The organism is Georgenia sp. H159 (genome assembly GCF_035607575.1).
Taxonomy (GTDB): Bacteria; Actinomycetota; Actinomycetes; order Actinomycetales; family Actinomycetaceae; genus Oceanitalea.
This window is the reverse complement of the sequence record NZ_JAYDZY010000001.1, coordinates 129,275-155,616: the sequence shown is the minus strand read 5'-3', so window position 1 is coordinate 155,616 and position 26,342 is coordinate 129,275. Positions and strand designations below refer to the sequence as shown.

The following is a 26,342-nucleotide window of genomic DNA, read 5'->3' as shown; positions in this document are numbered from 1 at the left end:
GGTGCGGAAGCGTTTTCACACGCCAGTGTGCCAGATCGTGACCGCCCTGGGGAGTGCCGGTGGCACGGGCACCGCCCGTGCGGGCACCGCGCTACTCGGCAGCGGCGAGCGCGTCCTTGTGCGACGGCGCCCGGTGCTTCTCCAGCGCGACGACGACGGCCGCGCGGCCCGGTCGCCGCCCGACGTGCACGACGAGCATCTCCGAGGTCTTGAGCCACGGGTCGGACTCGGGGACCTGCTTCATGATGCGGTGCGGGGTGTTCACCGCGATCTCCTCCATGAGGGTGGGGAGCACCGGCCGGTGGGTGCAGATCGCCACCCCCGGGGCGCGCACCTTGGCCTCCGTGCGCACCAGCTCGCGTGCCCGCCGGGGCTTCTCCCGGTGAGCGTCCTCGGTGATCTCCGGGTGCATCTCCAGCTCCACGCCGATCGCCTGAGCGTAGGGCGTCACGGTGTCGGCGCAGCGACGCCAGGGGCTCGAGAGCACCCGGTTGACTCCGTAGGCGGCGAGCAGCGGGACCAGCCGCCGCGCCTGCGCCTCGCCCCCGTCCGTCAGGGGACGGGTGGACTCCCCGCCCTTCCACGCGGAGCGCTTGCGTGCCCGAGCGTGCCGCACGATGAGCAGCGCCCAGGTGTCGAGCCGCTCGTCCTTCCACTGGTCGACGAGGATGCCCAGCGGTTCCCGGTCGTGCTCGTGGGTGAGCAGCTTGCGGGCAGCCTTGACCTCCACCCAGCGGACCTCGTCGATCTCCCGCTCCGTCGCCGGCGTGACGAGCGGCCTCCCGCGCAGGGAGAGGTCGCCGTCGGGAACGGGTCGGGCGGCCCAGAGGTGGACCTCCTTGCGGCGTCCGTCCCCCAGCCGGTAGGTGACCTTGGGCAGCGGCTGGCCGAGGACCACCTGGACGCCCGTCTCCTCCGCGGTCTCCCGGACCGCGCAGGCGGCCAGGCTCTCGCCGTCGTCCAGCTTGCCCTTGGGCCAGGACCAGTCGTCGTACCGAGGCCGGTGGACGAGCAGGACCTCGAGCTTCTTGCGCTCGTTGAGGCGCCACACGACGGTGCCGGCTGCCTGCACGGGAGCGGGGCGGGCTGGGCTCATCGGCTGGCGGCCACTCGGCGCCGCGCTCGGGCGATGAGCAGCTCCTGGAGGTCCTCCAGCGGCTCACCGTCGTCGCCGAACTGGTTCCGCTCCCAGGTGCCGTCCGTGAGCAGGTGCCAGGTCGACGTCGTCGGGGCGACCGCCCGGTCGAGGAGGTCGACGAGGAACGCGACCTGCGCCCGGTCGACGATCTTGACCAGCACCTCGACCCTCCGGTCGAGGTTGCGGTGCATGAGGTCCGCACTGCCGATCCACACGTCCGGCAGCTCCTCGTCGCCGGCGAAGGCGAAGATCCGCGAGTGCTCGAGGAACCGTCCGAGGATCGACCGCACCCGGATGTTCTCGCTCAGGCCCGGGATCCCGGCCCGGACCGCGCAGATGCCGCGGACGACGATGTCGACCGGCACGCCCGCCTGGCTCGCCCGGTACAGCGCGTCGATGAGGGCCTCGTCGACGATCGCGTTGGTCTTGATCTTGATCCACGCCGGGCGCCCGGCGCGGTGGCCGGCGATCTCCCGCTCGATGCGCTCGATGAGACCGGGGCGGATCGAGCGCGGCGCGACGAGCAGCCGCCGGAAACGGGACCTGGGTGCATAGCCGGAGAGCTGGTTGAACAACCTGGTGAGGTCCTGGCCGACGTCCGTGTCACAGGTCATCAGCCCGAGGTCCTCGTAGCCGCGTGCGGTCTTGGGGTGGTAGTTGCCGGTGCCGATGTGGCAGTAGCGACGCAGTCCGTCCTTCTCGTTGCGCACGACGAGGGAGAGCTTGCAGTGCGTCTTGAGGCCGACGATCCCGTAGACGACGTGGACGCCCGCCTCCTCGAGCTTGCGCGCCCAGGAGATGTTCGCCTGCTCGTCGAAGCGGGCCTTGATCTCCACGATCGCCAGCACCTGCTTGCCCGCCTCGGCGGCGTCGATGAGTGAGTCGACGATCGGGGAGTCACCGGAGGTCCGGTAGAGGGTCTGCTTGATGGCGAGCACCTGCGGGTCCGCGGCGGCCTGGGCGAGGAACTGCTGCACCGACGTCGAGAACGAGTCATAGGGGTGGTGGAGCAGGACGTCGCCGCGACGGATCGCGGCGAAGACGTCGGTGGGCTTGGCGCTCTCGACCTCGGCGAGGCCGTGGGCCGTGACCGGGACGAACTTCGGATACTTGAGGCTGGGTCGGTCGAGCTCGTGGATGACCTCGAGGCCGGTGAGGTCGAGCGGGGACGGCAGCTCGTAGACCTCCTGCTCGGTGACACCGAGCTCGCGGACGAGGAGCTCGCGCACGTGGGGGCTGATGCCCGTGGCGAGCTCGAGCCGGACCGCGGGACCGAAGCGCCGGCGCATGAGCTCCTTCTCCAGCGCCTGGAGGAGGTTCTCGGCGTCGTCCTCCTCGACCTCGAGGTCCTCGTTGCGGGTGACGCGGAAGGTGTCGTGCTCGACGATCTCCATCCCGGGGAAGAGGTAGTCGAGGTGCGCACCGATGATCTCCTCGAGCGGGACGAACGCCGTGCGTCCGTCGTCCCCGCCGGAGGACGTCTCGTCCGGGCGGTGCGGCTTCCCGGTCGCGTCCACCGCCATGAACCGCGGCAGCAGTGGCGGGACCTTGACCCGCGCGAAGTGCTCCTTGCCGGAGCTCGGGTTGCGGACGACGACGGCGAGGTTGAGCGAGAGGCCCGAGATGTAGGGGAACGGGTGGGCCGGGTCGACGGCGAGCGGGGTGAGCACGGGGAAGATCTGCTTGCGGAAGTACTTGCGCAGCCGCTGCTGCTCGCTCTCGGAGAGCTCGGACCAGTGGAGGATCTCGATGCCCTCGGCCGCCAGCGCCGGCTGGATGTCCTCGGCGAAGGTGCGCGCGTGCTCCTCCATGAGCTCGTGCGCTCGCACGCTGATGCCCTCGAGGACCTGACGCGGCGAGAGCCCCGAGGCCGCCGGGACCGCCAGGCCGGTGGCGATCCGGCGCTTGAGGCCGGCGACACGCACCATGAAGAACTCGTCGAGGTTGGAGGCGAAGATCGACAGGAACCACGCTCGCTCGAGCAACGGTTGGGTGGTGTCCTGGGCCTGCTCGAGGACCCGCTGGTTGAAGGCGAGCCAGCCGAGCTCGCGGTCGGCGAACCGGCCGTCGGGAAGCTCGGTGGTGAGCGGGTCGGTGCCCGTGTCCCGCGCCTCGCCGGCGAGCTCCTCCACCTGGTCGGCGACCTCCTCGGGGCGCGCCGACGCGCCGGTCAGGACGACCGGGTCGGCCTCTCCGTCACGCTCGCCCTCGCCCGTGGCGCGCTCCCCGTCACGCTCGCCGCCCTCGTCCGTGGCGCTCTCCCCGTCACGCTCGCCCGCGTCCGTCGCGGCGCCGTTGGTCGTGCCGTCGTCGTCCGGCGTGAGCTCGGCGTCCTGGGATGGCACGTTCTCGAGCGTGCCCGGCGTGGTGACGTCAGGGTCTGGCATGGTGCTCATGCTGCCACCTCAGCGCGAGTACTGAACGTCGAGCGCGACCCTGGCGAACCCGGCCCTCCGGTAGGTGCGGATCGCCGGGGTGTTGTCGCCCTCGACGTACAGCGTCGCTCGCGCGTACCCACGCCGCACCATCTCGTCCAGGGCCACCCCGGTCAGCCACCCGCCCAGTCCACGCCCCTGGGCGTCGGGCGCCACTCCCAGCGCGTAGATCTCCGCCTCGTCCCCCTCGGGCTTGACCCACATGGAGGCGAGCAGGTGCTCCGGCCGCCCCGCCTCGTGGGCCAGCCACAGGAGCGCCGGGTCGAACCAGGCCTCGGCCTGGCGGTGCTGCACGTCGGTGACGGTCATCCGGCCCTGCTCGGGGTGGTCGGCGAAGGCCGCGGCGTTGAGCGCGACCCAGGCCTCCTCGTCCTGCCCGACGACGAAGGTCCGCAGACCCACGCCGGCCGGCCCGGCCCCCGCACCCCGCACCGCGGGCCCTGTGCCCGCCTCGAGCTCGAGCTCGAGGGCCATCTTCCACAGCTCACGCGTCCGGCGAAGCTCCGCGGACCGCGCCAGTGCCTGCGCGCCGGGCAGGTCGCCGTGCGCCCACAGGGCGAGGTCCGGCGCCTCCCCGAGGACCGTGGCGAGCAGCCGTCGCCCGAGACCGCGCCGCCGCCACTCCGGGTGGACGCACAGCTCGCCGCTGCCGTCGCCGGCGACGGCGGCGTATCCGAGGACCTGTCCGTCGTCCGCCAGCCAGTGGTGCCGGTAGTCCCCGGCGCCGTGGCGGACGGCCAGCACGGTCTGCTCGTTGACGGGAGCCACGCCGTCGACGTCGGAGACCAGGCCGACGAGGCGCAGGACCGCGTCGGGGCCGGCCGGCCCGGTGAGTCCGGTGCCCAGGTCCATCAGTCGAGCGTCCCTGCGCGCCACATCTCGGCGGCGCCCTCGAGGTCCTCGGCGGTACGGAGCAGCGCACCGGCACGCCGGGTGAGGCGGTCCGCGACGTCGCCGTCGTCGATCCAGTCGGCGTCGAGGGCGGAGCCCGTCGCGACGACACGGACGAAGGCGGCGGCACGGTCGAGGGCGACGTCGAGGTCTCCCTCGTAGACACCGGCCAGGACGGCGTCGGCGAGGCGCGCGACGTCGGCGGGGCCGGGAGGCTCGACGACACCCGCGATCACCCCGGCCACCTCCGCGCGCTGCCGGCCCAGCGCGAAACGGTCGGCGATCCGAGAGGGGTCGGTGCGCACCCACTCGCGCATGAGGTAGAGCCGCCACAGGGCACCAGGGAGCGTGGTGGACGGGCTCTGCGCCCACAGCTCGGCGATCGTGTCCAGCCCCTGGGTGTCCACCAGCGACACCAGACGTGCGAGGAGCTCGGGGTCCTCCGCACCGGCGCGGCCGCGCTGGACGAGGACGGCTGCCGTCGTGTGGGCGGCCTGCGAGCGCAGCGCCGGGTCGACGTCGCCGACGATGCGCTCGGCGGTCTGGGCGTCGAGCATCGCCGGTCGGCGCGGCTTGCGCTCCATGGATCCTCCCTCCGACTGGCCCGGACGCGGTCCCCCGCAGTGCGAACCCCCCCGATGCTACGAGATGCCCGCGGTCTGCGGAACGTGGGCGGGGCTTCCGTCGTCGAGGGCCGCGTGGTGTGCTGGCTCTCTGGAGTCCTGGGACGCGGAGGAGACAGATGGACACGACAGCCGGTGACGCCACCCTGCCGGTGGAGGCGGCCGACGACGCGCTGCGGGTGCGGCGGGTCTTCGGTGAGGCGTACGAGTCGGGCGGCACGCTGGTCATCCCGGTCGCGAAGGTGATCGGGGGCAGCGGCATGGGCTACGGCGCCGGTGCGCTCGGGGTTCCGGGCGAGGAGCCCCGCGGCAGCGGTGAGGGCAACGGCGGCGGGGGCGGCTTCGGGGTACGCGTGAAGGCGCTCGGCGTGTACACCGTGCGGGACGGGAAGGTGAGCTGGCAGCCGGCGCTGGACCTCAATCGGGTGATCCTCGGCGGGCAGGTCCTCGGGGCGATCACGGTCCTCGCGCTCGCCCGGGCGATCCGCAGGCGGGGCCGCTGACCTCAGTCGAGCGTGCCGGCCCTGGCCCGGGCGGCCGCCTGCTGCAGCTCGTGAGCCGTCGCGACGAGGGCGTCGGGACGGCGGGTGACCGGCTGCGCGGCGGCGTCGTCGTGGGTGTGCCAGCGAGGGTCGGCCTCCGCGCCGTCGGCGAGGACCCGGAGGAAGGCCGCACTCTGCTCCAGCACGTCCGCGAGCGCGACCTCGCTGGTCCCGGCGAAGAGCTGGGCGAGCACCTCGTCCAGCACCGGTGGCTGCGGGGCCACGACGGCGTCACGCTGCCCGTCGTCGACGTTCGGTTCACGCACGGCCGAGGGCGCGGACTCCGCGGTGCCTGCGCGGAAGCGCATGGTGATGGTGTCGGGGTCACGCTCGAGCCACGCCCGTAGGAGGTAGAGGCGCCACAGCGCGCCCGGGAGGGTCGTGGCCGGGCTGCGGGACCAGAGCCCGGCGATCTCGTCGAGCCCCTCGGCGTCGATGATCGCCCCGACCCGTTCGGCCAGGCGCTCGTCCTCGGCGAGGTGGCTGGGGCCGTAGAGGACGGCGTTCGCGGTCGAGTGGGCAGCCTCGGAGGAGAGCGCGGGGTCCGAGTCACCCCAGATGAGCTCGGCGTCCTTGTTGTCCAGGATGGCGGGTCGTCGTGGTCGTTCGCGGCCGTCCATTGCACTCCCCCTCCGGAGTCGTTCCCCCGATTCTGGCGCAGGTCAGCCGGCGGCGCAGAGGGTCGGGAACGCGACGCGCACGGTCCCTCCTCCGCCCCCGGGTGCAGTGGTCAGCTGGCCTTGCGCAGCGCGAAGCCGAGGCCCTCGGGCCCGGTCTCGGCGTCGAGCGTGTGCTCGGCGAGCAGCGGGGAGGCGGCATCCTCGACGAAGACGCGTGCGCCGTCCTCGTCGATGACCTGGTCCCCGTTCTCCGGCTGCGGCGAGAGCGTCATCTCGACCTCGTCCGCGTCACGGGTGAGCGCGAGGCGCACCCCGCCGGTCCGCGGCAGGCCGGACTGGGAGGTGATCCCGGTGATGGCCGCCTTGGCATTGTCGGTGAGCCTGAGCATGCTTCCCCCAAGTGACGTCAGCGCCGAGAGACATAGGACATCCCACGTACTACGGTGCGCAACGATCCGGTCTGGTGCAACCGGAGAGAGAGATGAGGCGTTCCACGGGTCGGCACGGCGGCCCGGCCACGGTGGTGGGCACTCGTGGCGGAGTTGTCCGCGTACCCTGTCCTCTGGCGATGCACCCGAGTGACTGCGGTGCGTCCCGGGCCTCTAGCTCAATGGGTAGAGCAGCGGACTTTTAATCCGTGGGTTGTGGGTTCGAGCCCCACGGGGCCCACCGCAGGTGCCCCCGCTGGCGGGAGGCGCCCGCCACTCGTACCGTCGTTCCGCGCACGCCGACGAGCCCCCGTCGGGCCGCTCACCTCAGGAGGACGACATGGGATTCCTACGCAAGGCGATTCGTGGTGGCATCGCGATGAAGGCGATCCAGATCGTCCAGCGCCAGGCCGCCAAGCCGGAGAACCAGCGCAAGGCGAAGGAGCTGTGGGCGAAGGCCCAGGACCGCAGGAGGAACCGCGGGCGGTAGCACCGCCGGTCCGACCGGGGCCCGACGAGGCCCCGAGGTCAGACGCTGCGTACGCCGGACGTCGCGCGGCGGCCACCGCGACCGCGTGCACCGCCGCCACCCTGGCGAGAGTCCACCGCGGGCTGACCGGTCGCGGACGAGTAGACCGCGCGGGAGCCGGCGCCACGGCCGGAGCCGCCGGACCGACCACCGGAGGGCTGGGCGCCACGGCCGCCGCGGGCGCCGCCGGCTGCCGCGCCGGACGCGGCCGACGAGCGACCGGAGCCCCCCTGGGCACCGGTGCCACGGCCGCGGCCGCTGCCGCCGCGACGGCGTCCGCCACCACCGGCCGCGCGCTGCTGCTGGGGTGCCGGGCCCGGGACGACGGCGAGCGCCTCCGCGGGGGTGATGACGGGGGCGAGCTCTCCGACGAGCCGCTGGATGTGCGCGTCACCCGGTCGCACGGAGACCGGCTTGGCGGAGATCTTCGCCTGCCGCGCCAGCGTCCGCATGTCGCCCGTCTGCTCGGGCAGCATGAGCGTGACGACGTCGCCACCCGCCCCTGCACGCGCGGTGCGGCCGGACCGGTGGAGGTAGGCCTTGTGCTCGGCGGGCGGGTCGACGTGGACGACGAGCTCGACGTCGTCGACGTGGATGCCGCGGGCCGCGATGTCGGTGGCCACGAGGACGCGGACGGCGCCGGAGGAGAACGCGGCGAGGTTCCGCTCACGGGCCGGCTGGGTGAGGTTGCCGTGGAGGTCCACCGCGGGGATCCCGGAGGCCGTGAGCTGCTTGGCCCACTTCTTGGCCTGGTGCTTGGTGCGCGTGAACAGCAGTCGCTTCGCGCTGCCCGCGGCGAGCTCCCGGACGACGCGCTTCTTGTCCTCGGCGCCCGAGAGCGCCAGGACGTGGTGGGTCATCGCGGCGACCGGCGACTCCGCGCTGTCCACCGAGTGGTGCAGCGGGTCGCTGAGGTAGCGCTTGACGAGGACGTCCACGCCGTTGTCGAGCGTGGCCGAGAAGAGCAGCCGCTGGCCCTTGGCGGGGGTGCGGTCCATGATGCGCTTGACGCCCGGGAGGAAGCCGAGGTCGGCCATGTGGTCCGCCTCGTCGAGGACGGTGATCCGGACGTCGTCGAGGCTGAGGACGCCCTGGCCGAGGAGGTCCTCGAGCCGGCCCGGGCAGGCGATGACGATGTCGACACCGGCCCGCAGCGCGTTGACCTGACGGGTCTGGTTGACGCCGCCGAAGATCGTCGTCGTCACCATGCCGAGCGCGGTGGCGAGCGGGGAGACGACGGCGTCCACCTGGTTCGCGAGCTCACGGGTCGGAACGAGGATGAGGCCGCGCGGACGGTTCGGGACGCGTCGCTGGCCCGCCAGGCGGGTGACGAGCGGGAGGGAGAAGGCGAGGGTCTTGCCCGAGCCGGTGCGGCCCCGGCCCAGGACGTCGCGTCCCTGCAGGGTGTCGGGGAGCGTGGCCGCCTGGATGGGGAAGGGTGCCGCGATCCCGGAGGCCGTCAGGTGACGGACGACGGGCTCGGGCAGGTCGAACGAGGCAAAGGAAGTCAAAGGGTGGGCCTTTCAGGCTCAGAGATTGGTCGGAGTTCGCCGTACAGGAACCGGCGGCAGCCGTGGCTGCGCTCGAACTCGACGACGCTGGGCTCGCGATGCGCGGTGCCCACGCCCTCGAGTATGCACCACTGGGCGCGATCCGGCGCAGTGCGTCTCGTCTCACGTCCGCCGCGATACCGTGCCGGGCGTGACCCGTGGACGACACCTCCTCGCCGCTCTCGCGCTGATTCTCGCGCCGCTCCTGCTCGTCCCGGCGACCGCGACGGCGGCCGGCAACGACGTCATCCGTCGCCTGGACATCGCGATCGACGTCCAGGCCGACGGTAGCCTGCAGGTCACCGAGACGTACGACTGGGACTTCGGCAGCCGCGAGGGGCTCGGCCTCACCCGCGTGCTCGACGCGCGGTTCGACTACCCGCCCGAGCCGGGCATGGTCCGCGTCTACGAGTACGACGACTTCGCCGTCACCAGCCCCACCGGGGCACCGGCCGGCGTGTGGGTGTACGACCAGGGCTCCCGGGTGCGGGTCGACGTCGGCGCACCCGACGGCTCGGACGACCGACGCAGCGGCCGGCAGACCTACGTCCTCAGCTACGTCGTCGACGGCGCCCTCAACGCCGTCCGCGACGACCCGGACGTCCCCGACCAGGACGAGCTCTACTGGAACGCCACCGGGCACGACTGGGACGTGCCCGTCGAGCAGGCGAGCGTCACCGTCACCGGCCCCACCGACGTCGTCGACCACGCCTGCTACGAGGGCGGGCAGGGGGCCACGGCCCAGTGCGCGACGCTCACCGCCGACGGCGCACGGCTCGTGGGCACCAGCGGCCGCCTCGACCCCGGCGAGGGCGTGACGGTCATGGCCGCCTTCCCTCCCGGCACCTTCGGCCCGATCGAGCCGATCCTCGAACCGTCGACGCAGACGCCGCGGCAGCGGGAGGACAGCGCCCTCGCCCCGGTCGCCGACGCCGTCCGGGACAACGTCGCGTGGCTGGCGCCCCTCGGTCTCATCGGGCCGGTGGCCTACGGGGTGCGGCGCGTGCGCCGGGGCCGCGACCTCCACTACGCCGACCTGCCGCCGGGTGTGCTGCCGGCACCCGGCAGCACTCCGCGCGTCGAGCAGCTGAGCGAGGAGCCGGCCGTCGCCGTCCGGTTCACGCCGCCGGACAACCTGCGGCCGGGCGAGGTCGGGGCGGTCGACGACAAGCACGCGTCGACGACGCACGTCTCGGCGACGCTCATCGACCTCGCGGTGCGCGGCCACCTGCGGATCCAGGAGGCGGGGACCGGCTGGCGCGGCAGGCCGAACGACTGGCTGCTGGTGGCGACGTCGCCGCAGGCACCGACGGAGCAGCTGCGTGACTACGAGCTGACGCTGCTGCGCACGATCTTCGCCGGCCGGCGTCAGGTGAAGATGTCCCAGCTGCGCAACACCTTCGCCGGCACGATGCGCACCGCACGCAAGCAGCTCGCCCACGGGATCGACGCCCGCAGGCTCTTCACCAAGCCGCTCAAGCCCGGTGGCGCCCGACGGTCGGGGGTGGCCGTCGTCCAGACAGTCGTCTTCGGACTCGCCGCGCTGCACGTCTTCGGCGGGCTGTCGGTCACGCTGCTGTCCGCGACGTCGTTCGTCCTCCTGCTCGCCGTCGGGCTCCCCGTCTCCGCTCTCCTCATCGCCGCCGCCGTCACCCGGAGGGCCAGCCTGCAGCGCACGGCGACGGGCCGTGCCCTGCACGAGCAGTCCCGCGGCTTCGAGCTCTACCTGTCGACGGCGGAGGCGCACCAGCTGCGGTTCGAGGAGGGGGAGGACATCTTCTCCCGGTACCTGCCCTACGCGATCGTCTACGACGTCGCCGAGCGTTGGGCCGGCATCGTCGCCGACCTCGAGGCGCGGGGCGCGCCCGTGGCGCGGCCCACCTGGTACGTGGGCACGAACGGTTTCGACGCGACCGGCTTCCGCGACCTCGGCAGCTCCCTGTCGAGCTTCTCCTCCACGGCGAGCACAGCGCTGTCCTCCACGCCGGGCTCCTCCGGCGGCTCCGGCTCATCCGGCGGGGGTGGCGGCTTCTCCGGTGGCGGCGGAGGAGGGGGCGGCGGGGGCGGGCGCTGAGGCTCCGGGAACAACGACGCCGGCCGGCTCCCTGGAGGGGGAACCGGCCGGCGTGGCGTCAGCGGCGCCGGGTGGTGTTCTTGTTCGTGATCCCCAGGTAGATGCTGATGAAGAGGATCGCGGCGACGATGGAGATCGCCCACCGGATCCAGTCGATGCCGGGGGTGTCCTCCACCCCGAGCGCTCCGGCCAGGAAGTGGCCCGCGAGCGCACCAAGCACACCGAGGATGATCGTCCACAGGATGCCGAGGTTCTGGTCGCCCTTCATGAAGAGGCGAGCCAGTGCTCCGATGACGGCTCCGAAGATGATGAGGCCAATGAGCTCCATGGCGTTCCTTCCGTTCACTGGGCGCCGCCAGAGGGACGGCGCCGCGGTCGTCCGGAATCGTGGCACGCACCCAGGAGGGCCGCACGCCGAACCGGTCAGCCGGGGGCGACGCCGACGGTGAGCGCCAGGTGGTCGGAGACCGGAAGGCGCATGACGCTCGCCTCGCCGTCGGCCCGCAGGCCGGGGCCGGCGAGCACGTGGTCGATCTGGTGGCGCGGCCGGTGCGCCGGGAAGGTCCTCGCCTCCGCGAGCCCGCGCATGCCCGTCGCCCGGGCAGCCTCGTCGGCCCCGAGGTTGAGGTCCCCGACGAGCAGGTGCGGCCCCGGCAGGGTGCGCAGCGCCCACACGGACTCGGCGAGCTGGCGCCGCGCGACCGCAGGGACGACGGACAGGTGGGTGCAGCCGACGGTCACCGGGCCGAAGGGGGCCCCGACGACGGCGGCGAGCAGCACCCGTGGCTGGTCGACACGCACCCGGAAGCCGAGGCGGCCGTCGGTGGGGGCGAGCCCCGGCGGCGCGGCACGCAAGGGCCGCACGTGCCAGGACCGCACCGGCCACCGGCTGAGGAGTGCGACGCCGTAGCCCGGGTCGTCGGGGACGCGGGAGTCGGCCGGGCGCCGGCGCGGTCCTCGCACCGAGCCGGCGAACGCGGCCGCGAACCGGTGCCAACGGAAGCCGAGGGCCTCGGCGATCACCGCGGTCTGGTCCACCCGCCCGCTGCGGGCCTGGCCCTTGTCGACCTCCTGCAGGGCGAGGAGGTCACCGGGGACGTCCCGGAACGCCGCCGCGAGGCGCTCGGCGGTCCGGGCGTCCCCGACGAGCGGGTGCCCGTGCTGGATGTTCGACGTCACCACCAGCACGGACGGGTGCTATCCCTCGTCGAAGGTGAGGGCCACGGAGTTCATGCAGTAGCGGTCGCCGGTGGGGGTCTGCGGCGCGTCGTCGAAGACGTGGCCCAGGTGGGAGTCGCACCGGGCGCAGCGCACCTCGGTCCGGACCATGCCCAGGGTGCGGTCCTCGAGGAGGGTGACCGCGTCCGAGCTCTGCGGGGAGTAGAAGCTCGGCCACCCGCAGTGGGCGTCGAACTTCGTCGTCGAGCGGAACAGCTCGGCGCCACACGCACGGCACCGGTAGGTGCCCTCGCGGGTCTCGTGGAGGAGCTCGCCGGTGCCCGGCCGCTCGGTGCCCGCCTCGCGCAGGACGTGGTACTCCTTCGGGGAGAGGCGCTCACGCCACTCCTCCTCGCTCAGCGCCACCTTGGTGAACGCCACGCGCTGGTTGTCGGTGCTCATGACCCCATCTTGCGCCTGTCCTGCCCGGGAAGTCACGTTTCGTCGCTCGGCTCGCCGCGAACGAGCTGCTTGCCGAAGAAGTGCGTGACATGTGGGCTCGGCGCGAACCGCTCGACGGGTTCGTAGCCGCTGGCGCGATAGAGACCGCAAGCCTCGACGAGCGAATCGTTGACGCCGAGCAGCACCCGGCGGCCACCGAGCGCGCGGGCCCGGTTCTCGAGGTGCTTGAGCAGGAACCGGCCCAGCCCGCGCCCGCGGACGTCGGGCCTCAGCCACATCCGTTTGATCTCCACGACGCCCGGCTCGAGCACGAGCACCGCGCCGAAGCCCACGACGTCCCCCGACGCGACCTCGCTGACGAGCATGAAGTCACCGCGCGGCGGGGTGACCTCGGCCGGGTCGACCGCCTCCGCGAGGCTGGGGTCCATGTCGATCCGGTCCTCGAGCTCGGCGAGGTACGCACGCATGGCCCGGGCGGCGGCCTTGCTGCCCGCCTGACCCTCGAGGATCCGCACCGGCGGCCCGCCTGCGGGCTGCTGCCGTGCCTGCCCTGCCGTTGGCTCCATCGCCTTAGTGTGCACCGTCCCACTGCGCCCTGTCCTGTGCGGTCCTAGGCTCACGTCATGGAGCAGCAGGCTGCGGTCCACCGACCCAAACTGTGCGTCCTCACGCCCACGCCGCTTCTCATGGTCGAGATCGAGCCGGGCGACGACGACGAGTACCCCCAGGGCGCCGACCTCCACCTCCACCCCGGCGGGCAGGGTCTGTGGATCGCCCGGATGGCGATCTCGCTGGGCGCCGAGGTGACCGTCTGCGGGCCGTTCGGCGGCGAGGTGGGTGCCGTGCTCGCGCAGATGCTCGCCGAGGAGAACCTCACCGTCCGCGCCGTGCCCTACAACGCCGGCAACGGCGCCTACGTCCACGACCGGCGCGGCGGCGACCGGGAGACCCTGGCGCACATGGTGCCCCCGCAGCTGACCCGCCACGAGCTCGACGACCTCTACGGGACCGTGCTCGTCGAGGCGCTGGAGTCCGACGTCCTCGTGCTCGCCGGCGCCGAGCCGGAGCGGGTGCTGCCCCCGACCTTCTTCTCCCGGCTCGTGCGTGACGTCCGCAGCGTCGACAAGCCGATCGTCGCCGACCTGTCCGGCGAGGCGGCCAAGCGTGCCGCGTCCGAGGGCCCGACCGTGCTGAAGATGAGTCACGAGGAGCTCCGCGCCGCCGGGCTGACCACCGGGGAGTCCGTCGGGGAGCTCCAGGCCGCCGGTCGTCGGCTCGTGGAGCAGGGGGTGGAGGCCATGCTCATCTCACGGGCGGGCGAGCCGACCCTCCTCGTCACCGCCGAGTCCTCCCGGCTCCTCGTCGGCCCGGTCGTCACACCGCTCGACCACCGGGGCGCGGGCGACTCGATGACCGCGGGGGTCGCGGTGGCGCTGGGACGCGGAGCCGGTCTCGCCGAGGCGGCGCGGCTGGGTGCGGCCGCCGGCGCCCTCAACGTCACTCGTCGCGGGCTGGGTACGGGGCGTCGGGAGCAGATCGAGCGTTTCGCCGGACGGATCGGCATCGAGGACGTGGTGGACGTGGAGGACGACGACGACGGGGAGGCCGCCGCCGACACGGACGCCGGGCCAGGGACGGAGGGCTGACCATGCGTGTGCTCATCACGAACGACGACGGCATCGAGTCGGCGGGCCTGGTGGTGCTCGCGGAGGTCGCGCTCGAGGCCGGGTGCGAGGTCGTCGTCGCCGCCCCGCACCGCCAGTACTCCGGCGCGAGCGCGTCACTGACCGCGCAGGAGGTCGACGGACGCCTCGCGCTCGTGGACAAGCGGCCGCCCGGCCTGCCCGACGGCGTCGTCTCCTACGGCGTCAAGGCAGCGCCGGCACTCATCGCCTTCGTGGCTGCCTACGGCGCCTTCGGGCCACGGCCCGACCTCGTCCTGTCGGGCGTCAACCTCGGCGCGAACACCGGTCGCGCGACGCTGCACTCGGGCACCGTGGGAGCGGCGCTCTCGGCCGCCACGCAGGGCATCAGCTCGTTGGCGGTCTCCATCGCGTCCGCCGACCCGCAGCACTGGGCGACGGCACGGCTCGTGACCACGCACGCCTTCGCGTGGCTCCAGGAGCAGCCGGTGGACGAGCGCGTCCTCAACGTCAACGTCCCCGACATCCCGGTCGACCAGCTGCGCGGCCTGCGCCCGGCCCACCTGGCGAGCTTCGGTGCGGTGCAGGCGCGGGTCCGGGAGAAGGGCAAGGACTACGTCATGCTCACGTACTCCGGGGTCACCGCACGGGACGAGCCCGGTTCCGACCACGACCTCCTCACCCGTGGCTGGGCCACGGCGACGCTGCTCAGCGCGCCCTACGACGACCCCGGTGAGACCGAGCTGCCGTCCTTCGAGGGGAGCGGCGACGCCCCGGTCGACGTCGACGTCGGCTCCGGCACGGTGATGAGCTCGGGCGACGACAGGCCCAGCGGCGAGATCACCGACGAGGAGCAGGGCGGGGACGACAGCCCGGAGTGACGACACGGCCGTCCCAGCCGTCAGTCGTGCAGCCGCACCTCGGTCACCTTGTGCCCGCGCGGCTCCAGCTGGAGCGTGGAGTGCTCGACGTCGAAATGGCCCTCGAGGCAGTGCTGCAGTGCGTCGAGCACCACGCAGAACCGGTCCGGGACGAGCACCTCGTCCTCGACGACGACGTGGGCGGAGACGACCGGGACGCCGGAGGTGATCGTCCACGCGTGCAGGTCGTGGACGGTGACGACCCCCTCGACACCGCACATGTGCTCACGCAGCGTGGCGAGCGACATGTCGCGCGGAGCCCCCTCGAGCAGGACGCGGGCGACGTCGCGCAGCAGCAGGGCGGCGCGCGGGATGATGAACAGCCCGATGCCGATGGAGGCGAGCGCGTCGATCGGCGTCCATCCGGTGAGCGCGATGACCACGGCGGCGAGGAGCACCGCGACCGAGCCGATGAGGTCGCCGAGCACCTCGAGGTAGGCGCCGCGCACGTTGAGGCTCTCCTCACGCCCACCGACGAGGAGCCACAGCGAGACGAGGTTGGCCACGAGACCCACCGCGCCGACACCGATCATCAGGTCGGTCCGGATCTCCGGCTCGGTCCCGAGCCGCCCGACGCCCTCGACGATGACGACGACGCCGACCACCAGCAGGATGACGCCGTTGACGAGTGCCGCGAGGATCTCCGCGCGCTGCCAGCCGAAGGTCCACCTGCCGCGGGCGGGGCGCGAGGCGATCCAGGTGGCGGTGAGCGCGAGGCCCAGCCCGGCGGTGTCGGAGAGCATGTGGCCGGCGTCGGCCAGCAGCGCCAGCGAGCCGGACAGCCACCCGCCGACCGCCTCGGCGACCATGACGGTGGCCGTGACGACGAAGGCGGCGAGCAGCCGGGGACGGTGGACGGCGGCCGCGGTGTGGTGGTGGTCGTGTGCCACGTCAGCCCCACCCCAGCTCGTGGAGCCGCTCGTCGTCGATGCCGAAGTGGTGGGCGATCTCGTGCACGACGGTGACCGCGACCTCCTCGATGACCTCCTCGCGGCTCTCGCAGAAGCGCAGCGTCGGCCCGCGGAAGATGGTGATCCGGTCGGGCAGCGAGCCCGCCGCCCACCACGAGTCCCGCTCGGTCAGCGGGGTGCCCTCATAGAGGCCGAGGAGGTCCGGGTCACCGGAGTCCTCCGGCGGCTCGTCCTCCACGAGCACGACGACGTTGTCCATCTGCGCCGTCAGCTCGGGCGGCACGAGGTCGAGCCCGTCACTGACGGCCTCCTCGAACTCGGCGCGCGACATCTCGACCATGGTCCTCATCATCGCCCATGGGCGATGACCGGTGCCGCGCCGCCCGCCCGTCCGGCAGGGGCCCCGCAGGCGTGCTGCACGCCACAGCCGCGAGTTTTGCTCCCGCGGCACTTGTGCCCCTATGCTGATGGAGGTCTTGGGGCGCCTCGGCGTCACGGGCGTCCTGATGGGCCCCCATCGTCTAGCGGCCTAGGACCCCGCCCTTTCACGGCGGTAGCACGGGTTCGAATCCCGTTGGGGGTGCGAACAGAATAGCTAGGTCTCACATTGAGGCCCCGTAGCGCAGTTGGTTAGCGCGCCGCCCTGTCACGGCGGAGGTCGCGGGTTCGAGTCCCGTCGGGGTCGCGGGCGGAAGGCCCGGTCAGTCACTGGCCGGGCCTTCGCTCAACAAGGCTCTGTAGCTCAGTTGGTAGAGCGTTCGACTGAAAATCGAAAGGTCACCGGATCGACGCCGGTCGGAGCCACAACGAAAGCCCTCGGTCCGCCGGGGGCTTTTGTGCGTCCGGAGCCGGGGTGCTCCACCGCGCTCGCGGCGGGTCGTGAGGCACCGGAGCCCTGCACCTGGTGTGGTGCAGGGCTCCGGTGGTCACGCGGTCATGCGGTGGTTACGGGGTGCGGCGCACCCCGAGGGTGTCCTTGCCGTCGCCGTCCCAGTCGCCGACGTAGACCTCGTCGTCGTCGCGGCCGTAGGCCACCACGATGTCGGCGTCGCCCCCGTGCAGGGAGTTCTTCACGTAGTACACCTTCCCGCGGCGCACCGCGAAGGTGTCCTCGCCGTCGCCGTCCCAGTCGCCGGCGAGGGTCACGTCGTCCGCCCGCCCGTAGGCGAACTCGCGGTCGGCCTCCCCCGAGGCGATGGTGTTCTTCACGAAGTACCGCGATCCGCGGCGCACGGCGAAGGTGTCGTCGCCGTCACCGTCCCAGTCGCCGACCAGGACCGTGTCGCTCGCCCGGCCGTAGCCGACGACGAGGTCCGCCTGTCCCCCGGTGAGTGAGTTCTTCACGAAGTACTCGTTGCCCCGGCGCACGGCCAGGGTGTCCACGCCGTCGCCGTCCCAGTCACCGACGAGGACGACGTCCCCGACGCGGCCGTAGTCGAACACCGAGTCGGCCGGTCCGCCCTTGGGAGCGTTGTTGACGAAGAACCGGTTCCCCCGGCGCACGGTGATGGTGTCCTTGCCGTCGCCGTCCCAGTCACCGATGAGCACCTCGTCGTTGTACCGCCCGTAGTGGAACACGTGGTCGGCCACCCCACCGGTCCAGCTGTTGGTGAGGAAGAACCCGTACCGCAGCGGCATCAGGTCGCCTCCGACGGTGACCGGCACCTGGATGGTGGTGCCGCTGGGTGCGGCCACCATCTCCAGGGTGTACTGGCCGGCGAGGCCGGCCGGCACCGTGAAGGTCACGGTCGCGGCTCCGTCGGTGACGGAGGCGGTGTGCACGACGTCGCCGCGTTCACCGTCCTCACCGACGAGGTAGACGGACAGCTCGGTGTTCGCGGGGCTGCCCAGCGAGGTGAGGTCGAGCCTGCTGACCTCGAAGGAGACCTGCTGCCCGGCGACGAGCTCGCCCGGCAGCGGCGTGACGACCGTGGCCCGTCGTGCGAAGCTCGGGCTCAGCGGGGAGTTCTCCTCGATGTAGTTCATCCAGGCGTCCCGGTCGAGCAGACCGGTCTGCTGGATGTCGGTCGCCCCCTCGAAGACGGTGAAGTTGTCACCACCCTCGGCGAGGAAGGAGAACGTCCCGATGCGGTACTCGGCGTCCGGGTCCAGCGGCTGCCCGTCGATCATCACCGAGGTGATGTGCTCGCCACGCGGCGCGTCGGGGTCCATCGTGTAGGTCACGTTCTCCGACAGACCGAGGTGCAGGTAGTCGCGGGACGCGGTGTCCGGCTGCCACTGCTGCTCGAGCAGCTCCGTGAACTGCTCACCGGTGAGGGTGAGGGTCCACAGGTCGTTGAGGAACGGGAGCACCGCGTTCGCCTCGGCGAAGGTGATGTCCCCCTCGAGCAGCTCGGCCCGCAGGCCACCGGGGTTGACCACGCCGATCTCCGCGCCGCCGAAGTTCTCGGCGCTCAGCTCGGCGACGAGCGCGTCCGCGACGAGGTTGCCCAGCGTCGACTCGCTGCCGCGGTCGTCCCGGACGAGGCTGCCGTCCTCGCCGACGCGGTGGGCTGTGGTGATGTCCTCCGTCGCGGAACCGATGACCTCGCTGCCGATCTCCTCGGCCTCGGCCAGCGCGGCGTCGAGGAGGGTCTTGACCTCCGCGACCCGCGGGAAGGCCGCGAGGAGCTCGTCCATCGGCGTGTCCGTGATGCCGACGTTGCGCGCCGAGTACTCGACGACGTCGCGCGAGGCACGGTCGACGGTGAGCACCACCTGGGAGACGTACTCCCCGTAGCTCTCGCCCTGGATCACCGGACGGAACTCCCCGTCCGCGCCCGGCACCGGGCCGTCCCACGCGTAGACCTTGTGGGTGTGACCGTTGAAGATCGCGTCGACCTCCGCGCTGGTGTCGTTGACGATGTGCGCGAAGACCTCGCTCGTCTCGACCTCCTGCTCGAGCGTCGAGGAGTTCTCGTCGAAGCCGGCACCCTCGTGGTACGCGGCGACGATGACGTCGGCCTCGCCGTTGCCGGTGTCGCCGTCGGTGAGCTCTCCCGCGACCCGGTTGACCGCCTCCACGGGGTCACCGAAGGTCAGCCCCTCGATGCCGCCGGGGCGGACCAGCGTCGGGGTCTCCTGGGTGACGGCACCGACGATCGCGACGGTCACGCCGTCGACGTCGAAGGTCGCGTACTCCGGCAGGGCCGGCTCGCCGTCCGCGCCGTAGACGTTCGCGCCGAGGTACTCGAAGTCGGCCCAGTCGTCCACCTGGCCCGTGAGGTTCGCGAAACCGCCGTCGAACTCGTGGTTGCCGACCGCGGAGGTCGCCAGGTCGAGCGCGTTGAGGATGTCGATGGTCGGCTTGTCCTCCTGGAGGGAGGACGTGAACAGCGAGGCGCCGATGTTGTCACCGGAGGAGAGGAACAGGGTGTTCTCCTCGCCCTCCGCGGCGCGCAGCTCCTCGATGGTGCCCGCGAAGCTGAGGGTGTCGTTGCCGGTGACGTTCCCTTCGTCGTCGGTGTCGTAGTCGAACAGCCGGCCGTGGAAGTCGTTGATGGCCAGCAGGTTGATGTCCACCTTCGTCGGGTCGTTGAGGTCGATCCCGACGATGATGGGGTCGTGGTCGCTGGACCGGTACGGGCTCTCGTCGTACAGGTCGGTGACGTTGTAGTTGTACCGGCTGTACTCGAGCCCGATCGCCTCGTAGGCGTTGATGTTCCAGATGTCGGCGCCCGTGACCGCCTGCGCTGCCGCCGGGCTGCCGAGGACGTGGTCGAGGGAGCCGACCAGACCGCTGAAGGAGTAGGTCGACTCGTCGGTGAGCAGCTGCGCGATGTTCACGTAGTCGGCCTCGTCGAAGACCATCATCGGGTCCTCGAACGTGTAGGAGTTGAAGTCACCGGCGAGGAAGACCAGGTCGGTCCCGGCCTCCGCCGAGACCTCGGCGGCGAACTCGACGAGCGCGGTCGCCTGCGCGACGCGGTCCGCGTTCGAGGCGCCCTGGCCGTCACCGATGTCCTCGTTGCCCTCGCCGCTGCCCGACCCCTTCGACTTGAAGTGGTTGGTGATCGCCACGAAGGTGTCGGCCCCCTCGATGACGGCGCCGGCCTCGTCGACCATCGCGAACTCCTGCGCGAGCGGCTCGCGCGCGTTGGAGAACGCCTCGTCCCCGATGAGGATCTGGGACTCTCCGACCGGCGCGACGGCGTCGGTCTGGTAGATGAACGCGTTGCGGATGACGTCCTCGTCGGCCGGCAGGTCGGCCGGTGACTCGACGTACGCCCAGGCGCCGTCGCCGGCCTCGGCGTTCAGCGCCGCGACGAGCGCCGCGAGGGCGGCGTCCCGGTCGTCGGAGAAGCGGATGGAGTTCTCGATCTCCTCCAGCGCGACGACGTCGGCGTCCAGCGCGATGATCGCCGCGACGATCTTGGCCGTCTGACGTGCGAGGTTCTCGGCGTCGTAGGCACCGCGCACCTCGCAGAAGTCGGTCGTCGTCGGGTTGCCCACGCGGTCGGGGTAGTACTCACACCCGGCCTCGTCGATGCCGAGGCTGGTGAAGAAGTTCAGCACGTTGAACGTCGCCAGCGTGACGTCACCGCCGACGTCGGCCGGGGCCGCCGTGCGGGTGTTGCCGAAGGTCGCCGGCGCCTCGCCGTTGTCCCCCGTGACCTGGGTGGTGGGCTGGAAGTTCCACTGGAAGCGGTAGTCGACGATCACCGGGTCGGTGAAGGTGACGGGGGCACCCACCCGGACCGGGTCCTCCAGGCTGAGGTACGGGACCGGGGTCTCGTGGTTGTCGCGGTCGAAGTTGGTGTAGTCCCAGCTCGACCCGTCGTCCAGGGTGACGGCGCGTGCCTCGTTGTCCGCCGCGACGGCCAGCGCCTCGTCGCTCAGCGGCCGGGCGACGTCGGTCGGCTGACGCAGCGGCTCGCTGCCGGCGGCGAGCCCGACCGACCCGTAGCGGTTGGTCGGGTAGGTGTCGGTGACCGTGAACTCGCCCTGCGGGGCGACGAGCATGCCCTCGTAGAGCTCGCGCTCGGCGTCCGTCTCCGGCCAGGCGATCTCCGCCGGGACGACGGCGTCGGCCGCCTCGTCGACGACCTCCACGAGCTGGGCGGTGATCTGGGTGAGGCCGTTGTACTCCCCGGCGGTGCCGGTGACCTCGACGAGCTGGCCGATGGCCAGGTCGGAGGTGATGTTCTCGCCGCCGCCGTAGACGAAGATCCCGTGGGAGGCGTCGTGGGCGTCGAGGTCGCCGCCTGTGCCCGGCGTCTGGATGTAGACGCCGTTGAAGCCACCGGTCGGATAGGCAGCGGTGACCACGCCACGCGTCGTCACGACCTGGCCCGCGAGCGGAGTCGCGTCGCCGGTGCCCTGGATCTCGGCGATCGCCACGGGCTCGACGGGCTCGATCGGGTCGGGGTCCGGCACCTCGGCCGGGTTCCTGGTCCCGAGGGTGCTCGCGATCGGGCCGACCCACTCGCCGGCGATGCGCTGGAGCGTCATGCCCTCCGGGTCCTGCCCGAGCTGAGCCACCCCGATGTCGGTGCTCTGCGCGCCGTCGGCCGGTCCCCCGGCGGCGGTCATGACGCCCTCGTAGGAGAGAAACTCGACCACCGCGCCGTCGGGGCCGACCAGGGCGATGCCGTCGGGCGCGCCGTTCTGGATCCCGTTCTCGGGATACTCCTGGACGACGACACCGCTGTCGTCGACAGGACCGCTGAGCGTGGCGGTGGTGCCGTACGTGGCACCGTTGTTGCCGTTGTAGAGCACGATCTGCCAGCCGGTGAGGTCGGTGCCCTCGGGCGCCTCGACCTCGACGGCCTCGCCGACGTCGGTGCCGGCGTTGTCGTAGTGGATCTCGCTGATGAACACCGGTCCGTCACTGGTGACCGCCGAGGCGGGCGCGACGGCCACGAGCGGGGTGAGGATGAGGGAGGCAACTCCGACCGCGGCCACACCCCCTCGGCTGCGAGTGGTGGACCTGCGGGGGACTCGACTCACTTCTGCTCCTTCTCCGGCGAGCGCCGGGGGGTGAGAGTGCGCGCGACGTCGGGCGCACGGAGGGCAAGCCCTCCCATGATGTGACACAGGCCATGACCCCGTCAACGTCTCACCAATCGAGACATCGAACGTTCACCCGCCTGTCAGAATCGGGTCATGTGCCCGTCCCAGCACAGCCAACGATGTGCACGGCACGCTGATGGCGGCAATCATGGGGAGTGCACGTGCACGACGACGGCGCCTCGGCGCGGAGAAGAGGGAGACGCGTGAGCACTGCGGCACCGCAGAACGTCGGGACCGGGAACGAGCCACCGGGCCGCCCCACTGTCGGGGAGCTGGTGGCCCGGATCTCCGACCAGTTCTCGCGCATCCTGCGCGGTGAGATCGAGCTGATCCAGGTCAAGGCGACCGAGAAGGCCAAGAAGGTCGGCGCGGGTGCGGCGATGTTCGCCGTTGCGGCCCTGCTCGGCTTCTTCGCCTTCGCCCTCCTGCTGACCACGGCCGTGCTCGGGCTCGCGGAGGCGCTGCCGGCGTGGCTGTCGGCCCTCATCGTCGCCGTCGTCCTGCTCGTCATCGCGGCGATCGTCGCGCTCGTCGGGAAGAAGCTGCTCCAGTCCGGTGAGGCACCGTCCGCCGAGGACACGAAGGCCAACCTCAAGGCCGACATCGACGCAGTGAAGAAGGGGCTCAGCTCATGAGCGGCCAGGACAAGCGCACGCCCGAGCAGATCGAGGCGGACCTCGCCCGCACGCGGCAGGAGCTCGCCAGCTCGGTCGACGAGCTCAGCACCATGCTCGACCCGCGGGAGCAGATCAAGGACGCCACCTCCAACCTCAAGGCGGCCGCGGCACGCACCGGTGAGTCCGCACGGCACGCCGCGAAGGCCGCCGAGACGAAGGCGCAGTCCCTCCTCGAGGACGTCAAGGCGGGGGACCCCAAGGCGATCGGGATCGTCGGCGCCGGGGTCGCCGCGCTCGCGGTCATCACCGCGATCGCCTCGCGCCGCTCCGGCTGACGGGGGCCCGGGCGGGCCGGTGCAGCGGCTCAGCCCGCGGGGACGTGACGCTCGAGCACGTCGGTGGCCACGATCCCGTTGGCGGCGAGCAGCTCGTCGACCTCGCTGCGCCGGTACCGGCGGTGGCCGCCGAGGGTCCGCACGGCGCTCAGCTTGCCGGCGTTCGCCCATCGGGTGACCGTCTTCGGGTCCACGCGGAACCGTGCCGCCACCTCGCCAGGGGTGAGCAGCGTCTCCTCATGGTGGTTGTCGTCCATGGTGCACCTCAGTTCCGTTACCACGTGCTCCCGCCCCGGGCCCCGGCGCGCTTGTTCGTCACGGTAACTCGTGCGAAACGGGCAAAATGCGGACGATGGTCCCATACCCCGAGCCGTGCCCCTGATCCACGGACGGCACGCGGAGTGAGCGGGCGCACCGTCCCGAGATGGCTCAACCGCCCTTGGACCATGTACCGTTGGTCCCACGAACCATGACCACAGCATCGGGGCCGCACTGACCACGTCAGTGCCTGCCCCTCTTCTACGTTGGAGGGGGTCGACGCCATGGGGCGCGGCCGTCAGAAGGCCAAGCAGACGAAAGTCGCTCGCCGGCTGAAGTACTACAGCCCGGAGACCGACTACCGAGCCCTGGAACGAGAGCTCGCGTCTCAGGACCGTAACCGGGACACATACGACTACGACATCCCCTCCGCAGAGGACGACGACGACTGGGGCACCCGCTCCGGCTGAGCGTCGACCACGCGACGACGACCGCGACCGTGCTGGTCAGCACCGGTTCTGCGTCGCGTGCCCGAGCTGAGGTTCAGTGACGGTAGGCGCCGTGCATGCGCACGGCGCCTCCCTTCATACCCTTGGTGCCTGTGACGACGTCGTCGTGGAGGTCCGTCAGCCGGGCGACCGTCCCGAGCTCCCACGCCGCGATCCCGGCTGCCCGCGCGCGCTCGACCGCCCGGGCCGCCGCTGCCGGCGCGAGCACGGCGACCATGCCGACGCCGAGGTTGAGGGTCTGCTCGAGGTCCGCCCACTCCACCGGACCGAGGCGCCGGACGAGGTCGAACACGGGCGGCACCTGCCAGGAGCCCCGCTCGACGTCACCGACCAGACCGGCCGGCAGCACTCTGGCGAGGTTCGCTGCCAACCCTCCCCCGGTGACGTGGGACAGCGCGTGCAGGCCGTCGTCCTCCGCGAGCTCGAGGCACAGCCGGGTGTAGAGACGGGTGGGCTCGAGCAGCTCCTCCCCCAGGGTGCGGCCGAGCTCGGGCACGTCCCGCTCGAGCGTCCACCCACTGAGGTCCAGCACCCGCCGGACCAGCGAGTACCCGTTGGCGTGCAGGCCGGAGGACGCGAGGGCGACGAGCACGTCACCCTCCTCCACCCGGTCCGGGCCCAGCACGCGGTCGGCCTCGACGACGCCGGTGGCGGCCCCGGCGACGTCGTAGTCGTCGACGCCGAGGAGGCCGGGGTGCTCGGCGGTCTCCCCGCCGACCAGTGCCGTGCCCGTCAGCGCGCAGGCCTCGGCGATCCCGCGCACGATGTCGGCGATCCGTTCGGGCACGACGCGCCCGCAGGCGATGTAGTCCGTCATCACGAGCGGCCGCGCCCCGACGACGACGATGTCGTCGACGACCATGCCGACGAGGTCGTGACCGATGGTGTCGTGGATGTCCATCGCCTGGGCGATGGCGACCTTCGTGCCGACACCGTCGGTGGAGGTCGCCAGCAGCGGCCGGCGGTACTCCCGCAGTGCGGACGCGTCGTACAGCCCGGCGAACCCGCCGGCCCCGCCCACGACCTCGGGCCCGTGGGTGGCGCGCAGGGCACCCTTCATCAGCTCGACAGCACGGTCGCCCGCCTCGGTGTCGACGCCGGCCGCGGAGTAGCTGATGGGGGTGCGGTTCTCGGTGCTCACTGCGCTCCAGCGATGGTCAGGGACCCCGGGGACCGGGGAGGGAGGATCTGGTAGCCGCCGCGGGCGTGCTCCACCTCGGCGGGCGCGTCCTCCACCGGCACGGGGTACTCACCGGTGAAGCAGGCGGTGCACAGGCGCTCGCGCGGGACGGCGGTGGCCTCGATCATGCCCTCGGTGGAGATGTACCCGAGGCTGTCGGCGCCCAGCGACGCGCGGATCTCCTCGATGGTCATCCCGTTGGCGATGAGCTCGGCGCGGGTGGCGAAGTCGATGCCGTAGAAGCACGGCCACTTGACGGGCGGTGAGGAGATGCGGACGTGGATCTCGGCGGCGCCCGCCTCGCGCAGCATCCGGACCAGCGCGCGCTGGGTGTTGCCGCGGACGATCGAGTCGTCGACGACGACGAGCCGCTTGCCGGCGATGACCTCACGGAGCGGGTTGAGCTTGAGCTTGATGCCGAGCTGCCGGATGGTGTCCGTCGGCTGGATGAAGGTGCGCCCGACGTAGGCGTTCTTCACCAGCCCCTGGGCGAAGGGAAGTCCCGACTCCTGCGCGTACCCGATCGCGGCGGGTGTGCCGGAGTCGGGCGTGGGGATGACGAGGTCGGCGTCCACCGGGTGCTCGCGGGCCAGCACCCGGCCCATCTCGCTGCGGGACGCGTTGACGGACCGGCCGGCGATCTGGGTGTCGGGACGGGCGAGGTAGACGTACTCGAAGACGCAGCCCCGCGGCTCGGCCTGGGCGAAGCGCTGCGACCGCAGCCCGTTCTCGTCGACGACGACGAGCTCGCCCGGCTCCACCTCCCGGACGAAGGTGGCGCCGACGATGTCGAGGGCAGCCGTCTCGGAGGCGATCGCCCAGCCGCGCTGCAGGCGCCCGAGGACGAGGGGACGGAACCCGTGCGGGTCACGGGCCGCGTAGAGGGAGTGCTCGTCCATGAAGACGAGGGAGAAGGCGCCCTGGAGCATCGGCAGCACGCTCATCGCCGTCGCTTCCAGCGACCCCGCCGGCTCCTGTCCCGACCCGGCGAGCAGGGCGGTGATCACGGCGGTGTCGGTCGAGCTGCCCCGGCCCAGCTCACCGGTGAGGTCGGCGCCGGACCGCTCCCGCACCAGCTCCATGAGCCGGCGCGTGTTGGTGAGGTTGCCGTTGTGGCCCAGGGCCACGGTGCCCGTGCCCGTCGGTCCCAGCGTCGGCTGGGCGTTCTCCCAGGCGCTGGCCCCGGTGGTGGCGTACCGGACGTGACCAACGGCGATGTGCCCCTGGAGCGCGGACAGCGTCCGGTCGTCGAAGACCTGGGACACCAGCCCCATGTCCTTGTAGACGAGAAGCTGCTCCCCGTTGCTCGTCGCGATCCCGGCGGACTCCTGGCCGCGGTGCTGGAGGGCGTAGATGCCGAAGTAGGTGAGCCGGGCGACCTCCTCGCCCGGCGCCCAGACACCGAACACCCCGCACTCGTCCTGGGGTGCCCTCTCCCCCGGGAGCAGGTCGTGACTCAGCCGTCCGTCTCCGCGTCGCACGCCGTTATGGTCCCACATCCGAGGCG

At 72.0% G+C, this 26,342-nt stretch carries 25 protein-coding genes and 4 tRNA genes; 12 read left to right on the top strand and 17 right to left on the bottom strand.

What is annotated here, in order from left to right:
- Nucleotides 1–91: 91 nt before the first annotated feature.
- The 4 genes from VR894_RS00770 to VR894_RS00755 are packed head-to-tail and all read right to left on the bottom strand — an operon-like array spanning nt 92 to nt 5,048.
- Nucleotides 92–1,096, bottom strand: coding sequence for an NUDIX hydrolase (locus VR894_RS00770; protein WP_324649388.1), 1,005 nt, complete (start codon nt 1,094–1,096; stop codon nt 92–94).
- Entirely contained in the window at nt 1,093–3,534 is a 2,442-nt protein-coding gene (locus tag VR894_RS00765) for an RNA degradosome polyphosphate kinase (RefSeq protein ID WP_324649387.1), read from the bottom strand. The genes VR894_RS00770 and VR894_RS00765 overlap by 4 nt, the downstream gene beginning before the upstream one ends.
- 9 nt (nt 3,535–3,543) lie before the next feature.
- Nucleotides 3,544–4,425 carry a mycothiol synthase gene (mshD, locus tag VR894_RS00760; RefSeq protein ID WP_324649386.1) on the bottom strand — a complete coding sequence of 294 codons (882 nt, stop codon included), beginning with the start codon at nt 4,423–4,425 and terminating at the stop codon, nt 3,544–3,546.
- Nucleotides 4,425–5,048: a hypothetical protein gene (locus tag VR894_RS00755; RefSeq protein WP_324649385.1), complete on the bottom strand. Its 624-nt coding sequence runs from the start codon at nt 5,046–5,048 to the stop codon at nt 4,425–4,427. The genes mshD and VR894_RS00755 overlap by 1 nt, the downstream gene beginning before the upstream one ends.
- Nucleotides 5,049–5,206: 158 nt before the next feature.
- On the opposite strand from VR894_RS00755, the gene VR894_RS00750 reads away from it, so the two are divergent.
- Nucleotides 5,207–5,590: a spore germination protein GerW family protein gene (locus tag VR894_RS00750; protein ID WP_324649384.1), complete on the top strand. Its 384-nt coding sequence runs from the start codon at nt 5,207–5,209 to the stop codon at nt 5,588–5,590.
- A 2-nt stretch (nt 5,591–5,592) separates the two neighbouring features.
- Here VR894_RS00750 and VR894_RS00745 read toward each other — a convergent pair whose 3' ends face one another.
- Together VR894_RS00745 and VR894_RS00740 are read right to left on the bottom strand one after the other, a co-directional pair.
- Nucleotides 5,593–6,249, bottom strand: coding sequence for a hypothetical protein (locus VR894_RS00745; RefSeq protein WP_324649383.1), 657 nt, complete (start codon nt 6,247–6,249; stop codon nt 5,593–5,595).
- A gap of 110 nt (nt 6,250–6,359) precedes the next feature.
- The gene (locus tag VR894_RS00740) at nt 6,360–6,638 is read right to left on the bottom strand and encodes a Fe-S cluster assembly protein HesB (protein ID WP_324649382.1); all 279 of its coding nucleotides are present in this window, start codon (nt 6,636–6,638) and stop codon (nt 6,360–6,362) included.
- Nucleotides 6,639–6,845: 207 nt separating this feature from the next.
- Between VR894_RS00740 and VR894_RS00735 the strand changes: the two genes are divergently transcribed.
- Nucleotides 6,846–6,918, top strand: a tRNA-Lys gene (locus VR894_RS00735).
- A gap of 99 nt (nt 6,919–7,017) precedes the next feature.
- Entirely contained in the window at nt 7,018–7,167 is a 150-nt protein-coding gene (locus VR894_RS00730; RefSeq protein ID WP_324649381.1) for a hypothetical protein, read from the top strand.
- A gap of 38 nt (nt 7,168–7,205) precedes the next feature.
- On the opposite strand, the gene VR894_RS00725 is transcribed toward VR894_RS00730, so the two are convergent.
- Nucleotides 7,206–8,717, bottom strand: coding sequence for a DEAD/DEAH box helicase (locus VR894_RS00725; RefSeq protein ID WP_324649380.1), 1,512 nt, complete (start codon nt 8,715–8,717; stop codon nt 7,206–7,208).
- A 190-nt stretch (nt 8,718–8,907) separates the two neighbouring features.
- Between VR894_RS00725 and VR894_RS00720 the strand changes: the two genes are divergently transcribed.
- On the top strand, nt 8,908–10,830 hold the full coding sequence (locus tag VR894_RS00720) for a DUF2207 domain-containing protein (protein ID WP_324649379.1): 1,923 nt from the start codon (nt 8,908–8,910) through the stop codon (nt 10,828–10,830).
- Nucleotides 10,831–10,888: 58 nt separating this feature from the next.
- Here VR894_RS00720 and VR894_RS00715 read toward each other — a convergent pair whose 3' ends face one another.
- The 4 genes from VR894_RS00715 to VR894_RS00700 all read right to left on the bottom strand — a co-directional run bounded on the left by VR894_RS00715 (nt 10,889) and on the right by VR894_RS00700 (nt 13,016).
- Entirely contained in the window at nt 10,889–11,158 is a 270-nt protein-coding gene (locus VR894_RS00715; RefSeq protein WP_324649378.1) for a GlsB/YeaQ/YmgE family stress response membrane protein, read from the bottom strand.
- Between the two features lie 95 nt (nt 11,159–11,253).
- A complete protein-coding gene (locus VR894_RS00710; RefSeq protein WP_324649377.1) occupies nt 11,254–12,018 on the bottom strand; it encodes an endonuclease/exonuclease/phosphatase family protein in 765 nt (254 codons plus the stop codon).
- Between the two features lie 9 nt (nt 12,019–12,027).
- The gene (gene msrB / locus VR894_RS00705) at nt 12,028–12,450 is read right to left on the bottom strand and encodes a peptide-methionine (R)-S-oxide reductase MsrB (protein ID WP_324649376.1); all 423 of its coding nucleotides are present in this window, start codon (nt 12,448–12,450) and stop codon (nt 12,028–12,030) included.
- Nucleotides 12,451–12,482: 32 nt separating this feature from the next.
- Nucleotides 12,483–13,016 (bottom strand): GNAT family N-acetyltransferase, encoded by a 534-nt coding sequence (locus tag VR894_RS00700; protein ID WP_324649375.1) that lies wholly within the window; start codon nt 13,014–13,016, stop codon nt 12,483–12,485.
- A gap of 57 nt (nt 13,017–13,073) precedes the next feature.
- Between VR894_RS00700 and VR894_RS00695 the strand changes: the two genes are divergently transcribed.
- Together VR894_RS00695 and surE are read left to right on the top strand one after the other, a co-directional pair.
- Nucleotides 13,074–14,096: a 1-phosphofructokinase family hexose kinase gene (locus VR894_RS00695; protein WP_324649374.1), complete on the top strand. Its 1,023-nt coding sequence runs from the start codon at nt 13,074–13,076 to the stop codon at nt 14,094–14,096.
- A gap of 2 nt (nt 14,097–14,098) precedes the next feature.
- The gene (gene surE / locus VR894_RS00690; RefSeq protein ID WP_324649373.1) at nt 14,099–14,974 is read left to right on the top strand and encodes a 5'/3'-nucleotidase SurE; all 876 of its coding nucleotides are present in this window, start codon (nt 14,099–14,101) and stop codon (nt 14,972–14,974) included.
- A 20-nt stretch (nt 14,975–14,994) separates the two neighbouring features.
- On the opposite strand, the gene VR894_RS00685 is transcribed toward surE, so the two are convergent.
- Both VR894_RS00685 and VR894_RS00680 read right to left on the bottom strand, forming a co-directional pair.
- Nucleotides 14,995–15,903 (bottom strand): cation diffusion facilitator family transporter, encoded by a 909-nt coding sequence (locus VR894_RS00685; RefSeq protein ID WP_324649372.1) that lies wholly within the window; start codon nt 15,901–15,903, stop codon nt 14,995–14,997.
- Nucleotide 15,904: 1 nt separating this feature from the next.
- Nucleotides 15,905–16,264 (bottom strand): metallopeptidase family protein, encoded by a 360-nt coding sequence (locus tag VR894_RS00680; protein ID WP_324649371.1) that lies wholly within the window; start codon nt 16,262–16,264, stop codon nt 15,905–15,907.
- A gap of 170 nt (nt 16,265–16,434) precedes the next feature.
- Between VR894_RS00680 and VR894_RS00675 the strand changes: the two genes are divergently transcribed.
- The 3 genes from VR894_RS00675 (at nt 16,435) to VR894_RS00665 (ending at nt 16,728) form a co-directional block, all read left to right on the top strand.
- A tRNA-Glu gene (locus VR894_RS00675) sits at nt 16,435–16,507 on the top strand.
- A gap of 28 nt (nt 16,508–16,535) precedes the next feature.
- Nucleotides 16,536–16,609: transfer RNA gene (locus tag VR894_RS00670), tRNA-Asp, on the top strand.
- Between the two features lie 46 nt (nt 16,610–16,655).
- A tRNA-Phe gene (locus VR894_RS00665) sits at nt 16,656–16,728 on the top strand.
- A 141-nt stretch (nt 16,729–16,869) separates the two neighbouring features.
- On the opposite strand, the gene VR894_RS00660 is transcribed toward VR894_RS00665, so the two are convergent.
- The gene (locus VR894_RS00660; protein ID WP_324649370.1) at nt 16,870–21,873 is read right to left on the bottom strand and encodes an ExeM/NucH family extracellular endonuclease; all 5,004 of its coding nucleotides are present in this window, start codon (nt 21,871–21,873) and stop codon (nt 16,870–16,872) included.
- 266 nt (nt 21,874–22,139) lie between these two features.
- Here VR894_RS00660 and VR894_RS00655 point away from each other — a divergent pair, with 266 nt between their 5' ends.
- Together VR894_RS00655 and VR894_RS00650 are read left to right on the top strand one after the other, a co-directional pair.
- Nucleotides 22,140–22,571 carry a phage holin family protein gene (locus VR894_RS00655; protein ID WP_324649369.1) on the top strand — a complete coding sequence of 144 codons (432 nt, stop codon included), beginning with the start codon at nt 22,140–22,142 and terminating at the stop codon, nt 22,569–22,571.
- Entirely contained in the window at nt 22,568–22,888 is a 321-nt protein-coding gene (locus VR894_RS00650) for a DUF3618 domain-containing protein (protein WP_324649368.1), read from the top strand. Before VR894_RS00655 ends, VR894_RS00650 begins: the two co-directional genes overlap by 4 nt.
- Nucleotides 22,889–22,917: 29 nt before the next feature.
- Here VR894_RS00650 and VR894_RS00645 read toward each other — a convergent pair whose 3' ends face one another.
- Nucleotides 22,918–23,145, bottom strand: a complete 228-nt coding sequence (locus tag VR894_RS00645; RefSeq protein ID WP_324649367.1) for a BldC family transcriptional regulator — start codon at nt 23,143–23,145, stop codon at nt 22,918–22,920.
- A 285-nt stretch (nt 23,146–23,430) separates the two neighbouring features.
- Here VR894_RS00645 and VR894_RS00640 point away from each other — a divergent pair, with 285 nt between their 5' ends.
- Nucleotides 23,431–23,616 (top strand): DUF3073 domain-containing protein, encoded by a 186-nt coding sequence (locus VR894_RS00640; protein ID WP_324649366.1) that lies wholly within the window; start codon nt 23,431–23,433, stop codon nt 23,614–23,616.
- A 73-nt stretch (nt 23,617–23,689) separates the two neighbouring features.
- Here VR894_RS00640 and purM read toward each other — a convergent pair whose 3' ends face one another.
- Entirely contained in the window at nt 23,690–24,796 is a 1,107-nt protein-coding gene (purM, locus tag VR894_RS00635) for a phosphoribosylformylglycinamidine cyclo-ligase (protein ID WP_324649365.1), read from the bottom strand.
- Complete coding sequence (gene purF, locus VR894_RS00630) at nt 24,793–26,316, bottom strand: amidophosphoribosyltransferase (protein WP_324649364.1); 1,524 nt, start codon at nt 26,314–26,316, stop codon at nt 24,793–24,795. Before purF ends, purM begins: the two co-directional genes overlap by 4 nt.
- Between the last annotated feature and the right edge of the window lie 26 nt (nt 26,317–26,342).